The sequence below is a fragment of the Actinacidiphila guanduensis genome (assembly GCF_900103985.1).
GTDB classification, from domain to species: domain Bacteria; phylum Actinomycetota; class Actinomycetes; order Streptomycetales; family Streptomycetaceae; genus Actinacidiphila; species Actinacidiphila guanduensis.
On the sequence record NZ_FNIE01000004.1, the window covers coordinates 386,447 to 400,494 of the forward strand.

At 72.2% G+C, this 14,048-nt stretch carries 10 protein-coding genes; 1 reads left to right on the forward strand and 9 read right to left on the reverse strand.

The features are described 5' to 3' along the window. Window positions 1-39: 39 nt before the first annotated feature. From groL to BLR33_RS10705, 8 genes are all read right to left on the reverse strand, one after another. On the reverse strand, window positions 40-1,731 hold the full coding sequence (gene groL, locus BLR33_RS10670; protein WP_093784094.1) for a chaperonin GroEL: 1,692 nt from the start codon (window positions 1,729-1,731) through the stop codon (window positions 40-42). Between the two features lie 240 nt (window positions 1,732-1,971). Beyond that, window positions 1,972-2,997 carry an NAD(P)-dependent alcohol dehydrogenase gene (locus BLR33_RS10675; RefSeq protein ID WP_093784095.1) on the reverse strand — a complete coding sequence of 342 codons (1,026 nt, stop codon included), beginning with the start codon at window positions 2,995-2,997 and terminating at the stop codon, window positions 1,972-1,974. Continuing rightward, window positions 2,994-3,728 (reverse strand): iron-sulfur cluster assembly protein, encoded by a 735-nt coding sequence (locus BLR33_RS10680; RefSeq protein ID WP_093784096.1) that lies wholly within the window; start codon window positions 3,726-3,728, stop codon window positions 2,994-2,996. Before BLR33_RS10680 ends, BLR33_RS10675 begins: the two co-directional genes overlap by 4 nt. Beyond that, the gene (locus tag BLR33_RS10685; protein WP_093784097.1) at window positions 3,725-4,768 is read right to left on the reverse strand and encodes an amidohydrolase family protein; all 1,044 of its coding nucleotides are present in this window, start codon (window positions 4,766-4,768) and stop codon (window positions 3,725-3,727) included. The genes BLR33_RS10680 and BLR33_RS10685 overlap by 4 nt, the downstream gene beginning before the upstream one ends. A 14-nt stretch (window positions 4,769-4,782) precedes the next feature. Next, the gene (gene mimD, locus BLR33_RS10690) at window positions 4,783-5,151 is read right to left on the reverse strand and encodes a propane 2-monooxygenase effector subunit MimD (protein WP_093784098.1); all 369 of its coding nucleotides are present in this window, start codon (window positions 5,149-5,151) and stop codon (window positions 4,783-4,785) included. Continuing rightward, window positions 5,148-6,290 (reverse strand): aromatic/alkene monooxygenase hydroxylase subunit beta, encoded by a 1,143-nt coding sequence (locus BLR33_RS10695; RefSeq protein WP_093784099.1) that lies wholly within the window; start codon window positions 6,288-6,290, stop codon window positions 5,148-5,150. Before BLR33_RS10695 ends, mimD begins: the two co-directional genes overlap by 4 nt. Before the next feature lie 73 nt (window positions 6,291-6,363). After that, window positions 6,364-7,410 carry an FAD-binding oxidoreductase gene (locus tag BLR33_RS10700; protein ID WP_093784100.1) on the reverse strand — a complete coding sequence of 349 codons (1,047 nt, stop codon included), beginning with the start codon at window positions 7,408-7,410 and terminating at the stop codon, window positions 6,364-6,366. Between the two features lie 101 nt (window positions 7,411-7,511). Continuing rightward, the gene (locus BLR33_RS10705) at window positions 7,512-9,155 is read right to left on the reverse strand and encodes a ferritin family protein (protein WP_093784101.1); all 1,644 of its coding nucleotides are present in this window, start codon (window positions 9,153-9,155) and stop codon (window positions 7,512-7,514) included. A 409-nt stretch (window positions 9,156-9,564) separates the two neighbouring features. Here BLR33_RS10705 and BLR33_RS10710 point away from each other — a divergent pair, with 409 nt between their 5' ends. Next, window positions 9,565-11,367, forward strand: coding sequence for a sigma-54-dependent Fis family transcriptional regulator (locus tag BLR33_RS10710; protein ID WP_143031674.1), 1,803 nt, complete (start codon window positions 9,565-9,567; stop codon window positions 11,365-11,367). Window positions 11,368-11,428: 61 nt separating this feature from the next. On the opposite strand, the gene BLR33_RS10715 is transcribed toward BLR33_RS10710, so the two are convergent. Continuing rightward, on the reverse strand, window positions 11,429-13,378 hold the full coding sequence (locus tag BLR33_RS10715) for a potassium transporter Kup (protein WP_093784103.1): 1,950 nt from the start codon (window positions 13,376-13,378) through the stop codon (window positions 11,429-11,431). Window positions 13,379-14,048 lie beyond the last annotated feature (670 nt).

Sequence of the window (14,048 nt, forward strand, 5' to 3'; positions counted from 1 at the left end):
CCGTCACGAGGGGCTCGGGTGCGCGGAACTCCGGTGGGGTCAGGGGATGTTGGAGGGGCGCGGCAGGCCCTCGGCGAGGTCGCCGATCTCGTGCGAGGGGATCGCGCCGGGGTGGCCGATCACCTCCTCGACGACGAGGGTCTCGGTGGTGAGGATCAGCGCGGCGATCGAGGCGGCGCTGAGCAGGGCGCTGCGGGTGACCTTCACCGGGTCGATGACGCCGCGCACGTGCAGGTCGGCGTAGTCGCCGCGCAGGGCGTCCAGGCCGCAGCCGGCCGGCAGCTCCGCCACCCGGCGCTCGGCCTCGTCCGGGTCGAGTCCGGCGTTGATGGCGATCCAGCGCAGCGGCTCGGCAAGGGACTTGGCGACGATGAGGCGGCCGGTGGCGGTGTCGTCCGAGAGCGCTGACAGCACCGGCACCGTGTCGGAGGCGTCGGAGGCGTCGCCGAGGGCGGCGATGTCGGGCCGGGCGTGCACGAGGGCGGCGCCGCCGCCGGCGACCACACCCTCCTCGGCGGCCGCGCGGGTCGCGGCCAGCGAGTCCTCCAGCCGCATCTGCTTCTCCTTCAGCTCCACGCCACTCGCGGCGCCGACCCGGATGACGGCCACGCCGCCGGAGAGCTTGGCGATGCGCTCGCCGAGCTTGTCGCGGTCGTGGTCGTTGACCGCCCGCTCCAGCTCGACCTTGAGGTTCTCGATGCGCTCGGTGACCTGCTCGGTGCTGCCGGCGCCGCCGAGGATGGTGGTGGTTCGCTCGGTGGCGACGACCTTCTCGGCCCGGCCGAGGTCGTCCAGGGTGGCGCCCTCCAGGGTGCGCCCGGCGGTGCCGGTGATCACCCGGCCGCCGGTGAGGGCGGCCATGTCCTCCAGTTCGGCGATCCGGCGGAAGCCGAAGCCTGGGGCGCGCACGGCGAGCGAGCGGAAGGTGCCGTGGGCGGCGTTGGTGACGAGCATGCCGAGCGCGGGCCCGTCCACGTTCTCGGCCACGACGACCAGCGGCGAGCCGGTGCGGGTGACCTGCTCCAGGACCGGCATCAGCTCCTGCACCCGGGAGATCTTCGTGTCGCAGTAGAGCAGGTACGGCTGCTCCAGCACGGCCTCCATGCGGCCCTGGTCGGTGACCATGTAGGGCGAGGTCCAGCCGTTGTCGAACTCCAGGCCCTCGGCGTACTCCACGCTCAGCCCGTAGGCGGCCGACTCCTCGACGGTGACGACGCCGCTGCGGCCGACCCGCGCCACCGCCTGCGCGATGGCCTCGCCGATGGCGGGGTCGTTGTTGGCGGACAGGGCGGCCACCCGGACCAGTTCCTCGTCGGAGCCGACCGGGCGGGACTGGGCGGCGAGCGAGGCGACGGTGGCGGCCACGGCCTGCTCGATGCCGTTCTTCAGCAGCACCGGGTTGGCGCCGGCGGACACCGCCTTGAGTCCCTCGCGGACGATCGCCTGGGCGAGCACGGTCGCGGTGGTGGTGCCGTCGCCGACATCGCCGTTGGTACGGGTGGCCACCTCCTTGACGAGTTGGGCGCCCATGTTGGCGAAGGGGTCCTTCAGCTGGATCTCGCGGGCGATGGTGACGCCGTCGTTGGTGATGGTCGGCGGTCCGGTGAGCTTTTCCAGCACGGCGTTGCGGCCCTTGGGGCCCAGGGTGACGCGCACTGCGTTCGCCAGCGCGTTCACCCCGCTCTCCAGCAGTGCGCGCGCTTCGGCGTCGAAGCGCAGTTCCTTCGCCATGGCGGTGTCGTCCCTTCGAGGTGCGGCCGGTACGCCGGGTTGCGGCGCTCAAAGATGCGAAAGGTGTGGGGGGATGAGGGGCACGGGTGGGGCGGTGGCGGCGGCCGGGTGCAGGATCCGCGGTGCGCCGACCGGCTCCCCCGGGCACGAAGGCCGGGGGTGCCGGTCCGCGGAACGGCCGCCGCCACCTGTCAGGGGGCGGGCCGCCCGGCCCGGGCGAGGGGCCGGGCGGGCTCCGCGTCAGGGCACGAGGACGGCGCGGCCGCGTACCCGCCCCTGGTCGAGGTCGTCCAGGGCCTGCCCGAAGGCGTCCAGCGGGTAGGTGGCGGTGTGCAGGGCGACCAGGCCGCGGGCGGCGAGGTCCATCAGCTCCACCAGGTCGGTGTAGGAGCCGACCAGGTTGCCCACGAAGTTGATCTCGGCGGAGATGATGTCGATGGTCGGCACCGACAACGTGCCGCCGTACCCGACGACGTGGTAGTCGCCGGCCCGGCGCAGCATCCGCACCCCGTCCTCCAGGGCGCCGCCCTCGCCGACGAAGTCCACGACGGTCTCGGCGCCCTGACCACCCGTCAGGTCGGCGACCTGATCGACCTGGCCGCCGTCGGCGAGGACGGTGTGGTGGGCGCCGAGCCGGGCGGCGAGCTTGAGCGCGTCGGGCGAGGTGTCCACCATGATCAGCTCGGCGGGGGTGAGGGCCCGCAGCGCCTGGATGCCGATGTGCCCGAGCCCGCCGGCACCGATGACCACGGCCTTGTCGCCGGGGGTGAGCCGCCGGGCGGCCTTCTTGGCCGCGTGGTAGGCGGTGAGCCCCGCGTCGGCGAGCGCGGCGACGTCGGCCGGGGCCAGCGCCGGGTCCAGCGGCACCACCGCGCGGGCGTTGGTGCGCAGGTACTCGGCGAAGCCGCCGTCGGCGTCGATGCCGGGGAAGGAGCTGTCGGCGCAGTGCACGTCGTCGCCCCTGCGGCAGGCCGGGCAGAGCCCGCAGGTGGCCAGCGGGTGCAGGATCACCGGGTCGCCGACGGCCAGCCCGGTGACCGCCGGGCCGACCTCGGCGACCCATCCGGCGTTCTCGTGCCCCTGGACGTAGGGCAGCGCGACGCCGCTCTTCTGCTCCCACTGGCCCTCGATGATGTGCAGGTCGGTGCGGCACACCCCGGCGCCGCCGACGCGCACCACCACGTCGAGCGGCCCGGAGACCACCGGCTCGGGCACCTCGTCCAGGACCGGCCGCCGGTCGTAGGCGTGCAGGCGTACAGCCTTCACGGCGCCACCTCCCCGCGCTCGGGTCCGGCCGTGCCACCGGGCCCGTAGCGGGCGGCGAGCAGGCCCTCGCAGACCTCTGTGTTCGCGCTGATGCCCACCCCGGCGGTGCGCGCCCGGCGCAGGTGCCACTCCAGGGCGGCGGCCGGCACCGCGCGGCCCTCCTCGTCGGCGAACAGCGGGGTGCCGGGCCCGGTGGGCAGGCCGAGCAGGGCGCGCCGTCGGCGCAGGGTGACGGTCAGGCGCTCGGGCAGGTCCTGCAGGGCGGCCTCGGAGAGCTGCTGGAGGGTCCAGCCGCGCTCCAGCAGCCTCTTCCCGAGCCGGCCCTGCGCCGCCAGGTGGCCCTTGCGCAGGAAGGTCGCCCGCAGCTGCGCCATCGCCTCGCCGTCGGCGAGGCCGGGGAAGGCGTCGGCGAAGTCCCGGCCGCAGGCCACGCCCTCGTTGATCTCCTCGGAGGCGAAGTGGTCCTCCAGCACCACCGTGCACGAGGGCGCCCAGTCCAGGGTGGCCAGCGCCCTTCTGGCGTCCTCGACCATCAGCCAGGCGAAATTGGGCGCGCAGAAGTACGTGGGCAGCCGCAGCGCGGCCGCCACCGAGCCGTCGGCGGCCACGCTCACCGAGCGGACGAAACCGAGGTCGGTGATGGGCCGGTCGAGTTCCGGGTCGAGCACCGTGGCGAGGGCGGCGTTGACGGCGGTGACCCGGTCCACCGCGACCGAGACCGCGGCCGTCATGCCGCCGCCGACCCGGTGTTCGGGCCCGCCGAGAGGCCGCCGGCCGGCTCGTCCACCGGCAGCTGGGCGGTCTCGGGGACCTTCAGATCGTAGAGCCGGGCGTGGGTGAGGCCGAGGATCTTGCGTTTGACCGCGGTGGTGAGCACCCCGTACTCGCCCTGCATGTCCTGCGGTATCTGGAAGTCCACGAACTTCTCGATCAGCCACTTGGGGCTCCAGATCGCGTAGTCGCTGCCGAACACGATCCGATCCTCGTCCAGCCAGTACAGCAGTTCGCCGATGACCTGGGCGAAGTAGCGGGGCCGGGTGTGGATGAGCGGGATGACCACCGACAGGCCGGCGTAGACGTTGGGCTCCTGGGTGGCGATCCAGCAGAAGTCGTCCAGCCGCGGCAGGCCCGCGTGCTCCACGATGAAGTTCAGGCCCGGGAAGGCGCTGGCGGCGTGGTCGACGTCGGCGACGTCGAAGGCGTCGCGGTTGAGCGGCCAGATGGTGGGGCCCTTGTGGATGTGGATGTTGCGGATGCCCAGCTGCTCGCACAGCGCCAGGTACTCCTGCGCCTCGGGGTCGGTGAGCTTCCAGCCCTTGGAGGAGCCGCGCCACTCGGCGGTGTAGAGCTTGACGCCGCGCAGGTTCCACTCGGCGTGCAGCTGCTCCAGGCGGGCCAGCCCGGGCTCGCCCTCGCGCGGGTCGAAGGCGCCGTTGACGATCAGCCGGTCGGGGTACTTGCGGGCCAGCTCGCCGTTGCGCTCGGTGGTGTTGAAGCCCTCGGTGTAGAACTCGCTGAGGTAGGTGGGCTGGAAGATGGCCCAGTCCGCGTACCCCGTCTCGAAGATGTCGTGCACGAGGTCCTGCTCGCTGTACTTGCGGAACTTCTCCAGCGGCCAGACCCACTCGCTGGGGCTGAGGTTGCGCTGGTAGTCGTAGAAGCAGCGGATGAAGCCCTCGCCGTACTTGTTGGCGGTGTTGGCCTCGCTTGCGTCCCAGTAGTGGATGTGGCCGTCCACGACGAAGTAGTCGGTGCCGTCCTTGCGGTACATGGTCTGCCCTCGGTTCAGTCGGCGGAGACGGGGACGAGGTCGAAGTCGATGTACTCCGCGGCGTCCTCGGGGTTGGCGAAGAGCACGGTGCGGTCGTCGAGGTGCACCATGCGGCCGTAGTGGGTCGACATGATCTCCTCGAAGTCGCTGACGTCGAACTCGAAGCCGAGCGCCTCGGAGATCTCCTCGAAGTCGAAGGTGAGCAGCCGCACGCCGTCCACCCGGATCATGGAGGGGTAGTCGGTGACGGTGACGTTCGGCTTGCCCCGCATCACGTCGGCCACGACGTGCCCGTTCTGGTTGTTCATCAGCGTGACCCCGCAGCGGTTGGAGGAGCTGCGGTCGGTGGCGAAGCCGCCTGCGGGGGTGGGTGCGGTGCTCATGAGCGGTCTCCTTCCGGGGTGCCGTGCAGGGCGGGGGCGCTCAGGCCGAGGCCGTCGAGCAGCCGGACCAGGCGGTCCTTGGCGCGGTCCAGGCTGTCCTCGAAGCGCACCGGCTTCTCGTCGGCCTGCGACCACAGCGGCTGGAGCCGGCGGGCGGCGTCCAGGGCGCGCGGCAGCCAGGTCTCCAGCCAGCCGGCGGCCACCTGCCTGTTGGCGTCGGCGAACTGCTCGTCGGTGAGCAGCAGTTCGAACAGGGCGCGGGTCCAGCGCAGGTCCCGGTCGTAGTCGCCCTCGCCGGCGCCGATCACCGAGGGGGTGGTGAAGTCGCCGTTGCGGGCGGCGATCTGCATCACCAGGTGGCTGCGGAACAGCTCGCCGACCAGCGGTTCGAAGACCAGGTTGGCGGCGAAGGCGGCCTGCGCCCAGTCCTCCACCGCGGTCAGCCGCTCCACGGTCTCGCGCACGCCCTGCCAGGCCGGGTCCTGCTGCCAGGCGGCGATGTGCGCGGTGCCGTCGAAGCCGGGCAGCTGCTCCTCGATGTCGAGGTTGTACAGCGCCAGGTCCTGGGCGAAGCGCAGCTTGTGGGTGCCGTTGACGGCGAGCGCGTTGTTGATCATGTTGGTGGGCGCCGAACGCTGGATCGCCACGAACACGTGCATGCCCAGGCCCTGTTCCGCGTGCATCCAGGCGCCGACGTGGTGCTCCACGAAGTGCGTCCAGGTGGGCGTCCACTGCTGGTAGGCGTCGGCTTTGCGGGCGTTGGCGAGGTTCTGCTGGATCTGCCGCACCACGTTGGCGTTGTTGCGGTAGATCGTCTGCTCCCACTCCTCGTTGGGGTCGCGGAAGCGGTGCCAGTCGGTGGCGCGCAGCCGGGTCCAGTCCTGCGGGTACCCGGCGGTGCCGTCGGCGAAGCCGTAGATCCAGCCCTGCAGCAGGTGGCGCTCGGGGTCGGGCTGGACGTCGAAGGTGACGTCCTCGTACATGCTGGCCCGCATCTTCTGCGGGGTGTAGTAGCTGAAGGACCGGCTGCCGGAGCTGGGGAAGACCAGCGCGCCGGCCTCGGCGTCGGTGAAGTGCGGTGTGGGGAAGCTGCGTGGTGTCCGCGGCGCAGTGCCGGGTGCCGTGGTGGTGTCGGTCATGCCGTCCCGCTCCTCGTGGTGGGTGGTCGTGGGTGATGGGGGGCGTCCCCGAGTGGTCGGCGGGCGCTGCTGCTCAGGGCGCCGCCGAGGTGGTGAAGCGGTCGAGGAAGACGCGCTCCTCGGGCACGCCCTTGGCGGTGAGCACCGCGCCGGCCGCGTCGCACATGCCGGGCGGCCCGCACAGGTAGGCGTCGCAGCGCGACAGGTCGCCCTCCTGCTCGGCGAGCACGTCGGTGATCAGCCCGCGGGCGTAGGGGCCGTCGGCGGTCTCGGGCTCGGACAGGGCCGCGGTGAAGGCGAAGTCGGCCAGCCGGCTGCCGAGTTCGGCGATCTCCTCCAGCGCGAAGAGGTCGGCCGCGGTGCGGGCGCCGTAGTAGAAGCGCACCCGGCGGGTGCTGCGGGCCGCGGCCAGGGCGCGCAACTGGGCCAGGATCGGGGCCATTCCGGCGCCGCCGGCGAGCAGCAGCAGGTCCCGGTCGGGGGCCTCGCGCAGCACGCAGGTGCCGTAGGGGCCCTTGACCGTCAGCCGGTGGCCCGGCTCGAGTGCGCCCTCGCCGCCGCCGAGCAGCCCGGAGAACATCCCGCCCGGGTAGCGTTTGATCAGGAACTCCAGCCGCCCGCCGGGTCCTTCGCCGGGCAGCCCGGCCATCGAGAAGGACCGCCACTGGCCGGTGCCGGGCACCTCGATGTCCACGTACTGCCCGGTGCGGTAGGGCAGTTCGGCGTCCGGGTCCAGGTCGAGCGTGAGGCGCACGATGTCACGGGTGACCGGTACCACCTCCACGACGGTGGCGCCGGCCTCGCGCGGCGGGATGCCGGAGAGCAGCATCTCCTCGTCGTAGTTGATGAGTTCGACGTTCAGGTCGCCGAAGGCGTGCACGCGGCAGAGCAGGACGTAGCCCTCCTCGCTCTCGTAGTCGGCCAGCGCGAAGGTGGAGTAGCGCTCCATCTGCTGGTCGCCGTCGAGCAGGAAGGACTTGCAGGAGGAGCACTGGCCCTCCTTGCAGCCGTGCATCAGCATGACGCCCTGGCGGAACGCGGCGTCCAGTACGGTCTCCTCCTCGTCGGCCTCGATCTCGATGCCGACGGGTTCGAAGCGGATACGGTGCTTGTCGCCCATGGGGCCTCGCCTTTCCGGGGCGTTCCGGCAGGGCCGCGTCGCACCTGGTGGTGCCCGCGACGGCGGTGCGGCCCTGCCGGGAGGGTGCCGGGACCGTCGGGTCAGGACATCGACGGGGTGACGTTGGAGCGGCCGCGGTAGTCCGCGATGTGCTCCGCGCGCTCCTGGTCGGACATCTCGTTGAGCGTCACGTTGGGGCTGAGGAAGGTGTTGCCGCGCACGTCGTCGAGCGTCCACAGCTTCTTCGGGTCGTCCAGGTCCAGGTGCGGCTGCGGCACGAGCGTTTTGCCGTCGTCGCGCACGTAGCCCAGGTCCTTGACGATGTCGGCCAGGTCCTGGCCGTGGTAGCAGGTCTCCCACTCGCGCCTGCCGGTGAGCCGGCCCATCGACGGGGTGGCGCGGCCCTCGTACTCGGGCCGGAAGGCGGTGGTGTCGGTCCAGGCGCAGGTCTCCGAGCAGTAGGTGCGCCACTGGCCGTCGACCTTGTCGACCACCATGTCCTGCCGGATCAGGCAGGGCACCATGCAGGTCCAGCAGCGGTGCGGGTACTGGTAGCCGACGTCCTCGAAGGCGATCGGCTTGTTGGCGCCCGGGTGCCGCAGCCGGTTGTACGCCTCCCACCAGGCGCCGTACTCGGCGTACCAGCCCGGGTACTTGGACTCGAACCACTCGAAGTCGTCGTCGGTCATGCCGTCGATCCGCCAGAAGTTGACCGGCCAGCCGGTGGCGAAGAACTGGGCGACCTTGTGCACGTAGCCCTGGTTCCAGATCCGGTGCCAGGCCTGCTCGACCAGGTCGTGCGGGATCTTCAGGCCGTACTTCTCCAGCGGCATCAGGTACGACCGGTAGTAGTCGTCGTAGATCCACCGGCGCCACATCTCGGCGTAGCTGTCGCGGTCCTTGCGGCGGTCCTTGCTGCCGTACTCGATGAACGTGCCGATGGCGGCGTCCACCACGCAGTGGTTGTTCCACCAGGCGTACCGCAGGTCGCGCTCCAGCAACTGACGGTTGTCCTCGTCGGCCAGCGCCATCAGCAGGATCGAGTAGCCGTTGGAGATGTGCCGGGACTCGTCGGACTGGACCGAGTGGAAGACCGTCGGCAGCAGGTAGTCGCCGTTGGCGGCGGCCTCGGCGGGCATCGCCACGAACAGGGTGTTGGTGAACGCGGTCTCGGCGACCAGCGTCAGGTAGACGTTGGCGGCGGTGATCGCGTCGCCGGTGATGAACCCCTCGCCGAACTGGCGGCCGATGGTGCCGGCGTAGCAGTTGGCGAACGCCTTCTCGGAGATGTCGAACCCGGCGGGGTCGATGTAGTGGTTCATGTAGAGGCGCTTGAGGTTCATCTGGATCGTGGAGTGCCGGACCTCGTCGATCATCTGGACGGCGAGGCCGTTGTGCAGCTGCGGGTTGGGCACCGCGCCGATCGCCATCGGCATCGCGCGGGCGGCGCTGATCTCGGGGAACGGGATGATCGACAGGAACAGCTTCTGCCACTCCATCCAGCGCTGCTGGACCTGGCGGAACATGTTGCCGCGGATCGCGCCGTCCATCGCGCCGTAGACCCGGTTGTCCTTCTCCTCCTCCATCGGGAAGTAGGACCGCAGGACCTGCTTGAGCGGGTCCTTCTTGGGCGCCTTGTCGAAGCGGTAGTCGGTGGCGAAGCGGTCGGCCGGCGTGGCGAACGTCGGGTCCCACGACAGCTCGGTGATCTTCTTGTGCGCCTTGCTCAGGCTCTGTCGGCTCACGAACGATCTCCTTGCGGGTGTTGCGGCGGACCGGGCAGGGGAGGTGCGGCCGGCCGGCTCCGGCGGCGCACTGCCGTCGACGGCCGGTGTGCGGACCATCGTTGGGCCGCCGGGCCGCCCCTTCCGTCTCAAGTTGAGACAGGCGTCCCGGCACGGGTCTGGCCACCGGAGGACACCCGGTCCTAACGTGCAGGACATCCCCGGATCCGAAGCGTCACCGAACGGCAGAGGGGGACGCCGACCGATGGAACCCGCCGACCTTCCCGCACGAGAGGCAGCACAAGGGGCCGCACACCCGGCAGCACAGGCAGCGCAGGGGGCCGCGGACGCCGCAGCACCGGCGCGGCCCCGGCTCGGCCTGGAACGGCCCGTCCCGCACCTGAACCCGGTGCGGGCGCGGGCGGTCTTCATGGAAGGGGGCAGCGTCTCGCAGGCCGAGGTGCGCTCCCCCATCCTCGACTCCTGGCAGCGCTCGCGCTTCTGGGGCGTGGACGCCGACCGTATACAGGCCCCCTACAACGCCGACTTCGACCCGCACTCGCGGCTGGCCACCGCCGCGGGGCCGGTCCTCGACCGGCTCTCCGACGCCCTCGACGGCACCCCGATGTGCCTGATCCTCACCGACTCCCGGGGCCGGGTGCGCGACCGGCGCACCGGTGACCGGGCGCTGCACCGGCACCTGGACGACATCTGCCTGGCGCCGGGCTTCAGCTACGCCGAGGAGCACGTGGGCACCAACGGCATCGGGACCGCCGCCGAGGAGGGCCGCACCTCGCACGTCTTCGGCTCCGAGCACTTCTCCGAGCGGCTGCAGCGGGTCTCCTGCGCGGCCGCGCCCATCCGCAACCCCTCCAGCGGCCGGGTGCTGGGCCTGATCGACCTCACCTCCTGGCAGCACTCGGCTTCTCCTCTGATGGGCGCGCTGGTACGGGAGGCCGCCGCCGACATCGAGGAGCGGCTGCTGGAGATCGGCTCGCAGCGCGAACGCGCCGCGCTGCGAGCCTTCCTGACCTCGCGCCCCAACTCGCGGCGGGCGCTGGTCACCCTCACCGACGGGATGCTGCTCGCCGACGCTGCCGCCACCGAGATGCTCGGCCCGGCCGACCACCGCAGGCTGCGGGAGATCGCCGCGGACCTCGCCGCCCGCCCGGAGCGGCGGCTGCTGCTCAGCGACGGCCGCACGGTGCAGGTGCGCGGCGAGCCGGTGGCCGGCACGGGCCGCGGCGGGGCGCCCGCGGGCTACCTCATGGAGCTGCGGGTGGTCGCCGAGCGGCGCGAGCCGGCCGCCCGGCCCGCCGCCCGCCCGCTGCGGCTGCCCGGCGTCAGCGGCTCCGCGCCGGTCTTCCGCGCGGCCGCCGCCCAGTTGGTGCGGCTGTGCGAGCAGGCCCGCTGGACACTGGTGGACGGCGAGGCGGGCACCGGCAAGCTGGAGCTGGTCCGGGCCGCCCACCGCCACGTCAACCCCGCCGGCGCGCTCGCCGTGCACGACGCGGCGGGCACCCGCGGCGGCTCCTCGCAGTGGCTCCAGGCCGTCTTCCGCGACCTCGCCGACGACCACGGCACGGTGGTGCTGCGCCACCTCGACCTGCTCTCCCCCGGCGACCTGCTGCGCCTGGACGGGGCGCTGCGGGCGACGGCAGGCCGCTCGGGCTGGGTGGCGGCGCTGCTCACCCGCGACCGGCGGCCCGCCGGCGGCGCGCCGGGCGGCGCGGACGCGGGCCCGTACCCGGCCGGCGAACTGCCGCAGGCGCAGGCCGTCCCCGCGGTCGCGGCGCTGGCCGGGCGGTTCAGCGCGGAGGTGACCGTGCCGCCGCTGCGCCACCGCACCGCCGACATCCCGGCGCTGGCCGCCACCCTGCTGGCCCGCCACAGCCGCGACGGCGGGGTGCAGCTCAGCGACGCGGCCCTGCGGGCGCTGTGCCGGGCCCCGTGGCCGGGCAACGTCCGCCAGCTGGAGGGGTCGCTGCGCTATGCCGCGGCCCACCGCCCGGGTCCGGTGATCGACGACGCCGACCTGCCGCCCGCCCTCCTCTCCCATGCCCAGCACCCGCTGTCGCCCTGGGAGTCCGCCGAGCGCGACATGATCGTGCAGGCGCTGCTGGAGAACGGCGGCGACAAGTCCAAGGCGGCCCGGGCACTGGGCATCTCGCGGGCGACGATCTACCGCAAGGTCACGGCGTACGGGATCAGGCTGGGCCCCGAGCAAGGGTGAGCGCCCCCGGCGCGGGCGAACCACCAGCGCGGGGGTGAACCCCCGGCGGGGGTGAGCCGGCCTACACCTCGATGTGCGAGCCCATGATGACCGTGCGGTCGCGGGGCAGCCCGAAGTGCTCGGCGGCGTCCGCGGTGATGTAGGAGGTGGCGATGAACAGCCGCTTGCGCCAGGCGGCCATCGTGGGCGCCGTGCCGCGCCGCAGCGCGATCTTCGACAGGAAGTAGGAGGCGTGGTCCAGGTCGAGCCGCCCCTCGGTGAGCGAGGGGTCGACCGCGGCGAGCGCGCCGGGCACGTCCGGGGTCTCCATGTAGCCGAACCGGGCGGTGACGTGGATGATCCCGTCGTCGGCGTAGCCCAGACTGTCCACGGTGACCCGCTGGTCGGCGGGCACCCGCGGCACCGGGACGGTGACGATGGACAGGATCACCACGTGCTGGTGGCGCACGTGGTTGTGCTCGACGTTGGCGCGCATCGCCAGCGGCGCGGTCTGCTTGCCGCGGTTGAGGAAGACCGCGGTGCCCGGCACCTCGATGACGGGCAGTTCCTTGGCCCGCAGCTGGTCGATGAACTCGCGCAGCGAGCCCTCGTGCCTGGCCCGCTCGGCGGTGACCACCTTGCGGCCGCGCTGCCAGGTGGTCATGACGGTGAACACCGCGAGCCCGATCAGCAGCGGCAGCCAGGCGCCGTGCACGAACTTCGTCAGGTTCACCGCCACGAACAGCAGGTCCACCAGGAGCAGGGCGCCCCCGCCGCCGATCACCACCCACAGCGGGGTGCCCCACTTGGCGTGCGCGACGTAGAAGAAGAGCAGCGTGGTGATGGTGATGGTCGCGGTGACCGCCATGCCGTAGGCGAAGGCGAGCGAGGTGGAGCTGCGGAAGGCGAAGATCAGGGTGAGCACGGAGATCATCAGCAGCCAGTTGATCCACGGGACGTAGATCTGGCCGACGGTGGACTCCGAGGTGTGCGCGATCCGCAGCCGCGGCAGGTAGCCGAGCTGGGCGGCCTGGGAGGTCACCGAGTAGGCGCCGGTGATGACCGCCTGGGAGGCGATGACGGTGGCGGCGGTGGCCAGCACCACCATCGGCAGCCGTCCCCAGCCGGGCACCAGCAGGAAGAAGGGGCTGCTGATGTGCTGCGGGTTGCCGAGGATGAGCGCGCCCTGGCCGAAGTAGCTGAGGATGCAGGCGGGGAAGACCAGGACGAGCCAGGCGCGGGTGATCGAGCGGCGCCCGAAGTGGCCCATGTCGGCGTAGAGCGCCTCGGCGCCGGTGACGGCGAGCACCACCGCGGCCAGGGCGAAGAACGCGGTGCCGAAGTGGCCGAAGAAGAAGCCGAGCGCGTATGTCGGCGACAGGGCGCGCAGGATCTGCGGGTGGTGGGTGATGCCGACGATGCCGAAGGCGCCGATGGCGGTGAACCACAGGATCATCACCGGCCCGAACACCCGGCCCACCGCGGCGGTCCCGCGGCGCTGCACCAGGAAGAGCACCACGATGATGGCCGCGGTGATCGGCACCACGGCGTCCTTCAGTGACGGCTCCACCACCTTCAGACCCTCGACCGCGGAGAGCACCGAGATGGCCGGGGTGATCATGCTGTCGCCGAAGAACAGCGAGGCGCCGAAGATGCCGAGGGCGGCCAGCACGGCGGTGGTCTTGGCGCCGCGCTTGGTGCCGAGCCGGCGCAGCAGGGTGATGAGCGCCATGATGCCGCCCTCGCCCTCGTTGTCGGCGCGCATCGCCAGCAGCACGTAGGTGACCAGCACGATCACCACCACCGACCAGAACACCAGCGACACCACGCCGTACACGTTCTGCGTACTGACCGGCACCGGGTGCGGGTCGTTGGGGTCGAAGACGGTCTGCAGGGTGTACAGCGGGCTGGTGCCGATGTCGCCGAAGACGACGCCGAGCGCGCCGACGACCATCGCCAACCGGGCCGTGTCGCGCACGCCGCTCCCGTGCGGCGCCGCCTCTGCGCCGTTCCCGTCCGGCTGCTCCGCCATGGTCCGCCTCTCCCTCGCGCACCTGGCCTCCGCGGGCCGGGTGCATCGCGGTGGACGATACCGACCCCCTGCCCCGGCCCGCGGGAGCCACCCCCCGAAGATGATCCCGGGTCAGCGCCGCAGCGCCCGCCGGGCCGGCCAGTTGCCCAGGAACTGCCCGGCCTGCACGATGACGACGATGGTCGCCACCGTGATCTACACCACCTGCCAGTTGTAGCGCTGCGAGCCGTAGGTGCCGCGGGAGCATGCGCGGCGCCGTTCGACACGCGCTGTGGACTGCGGCGACAGGGCGCCTGACAGGGGCCGTTGCCCGCACCACGCCAGGCGGCTACCGTGAGGGGCGAGGGTCCGCCCCGACGAGTCCACGAGGTGATCACGTGCCGATGCGCCGCTCACGCAGCGTGCTCCGGCCGTCCGGTTGCTTCGAACTGCGGGCCGCCCGGCGGCACATCGACCTGCTCCGGGTCAGCAGCGCCCTGTGTTCGGGCCGCCCTCCGCGCGTCTGAGTCCGCGCTTCTCCGCCCGGCGCCTGCCGTCCGCCTGAGACCCGCCCGTACGAGGCCCGCTCCCCGTACGGCGCCTCGCGTCCTTCGACGCAGGGGGCTTCGCCTGCGGCGACGCGGCCAGCCGGCCGGTGAGGCGGCTTCCCGGCCCGACGCGACATCGCGCG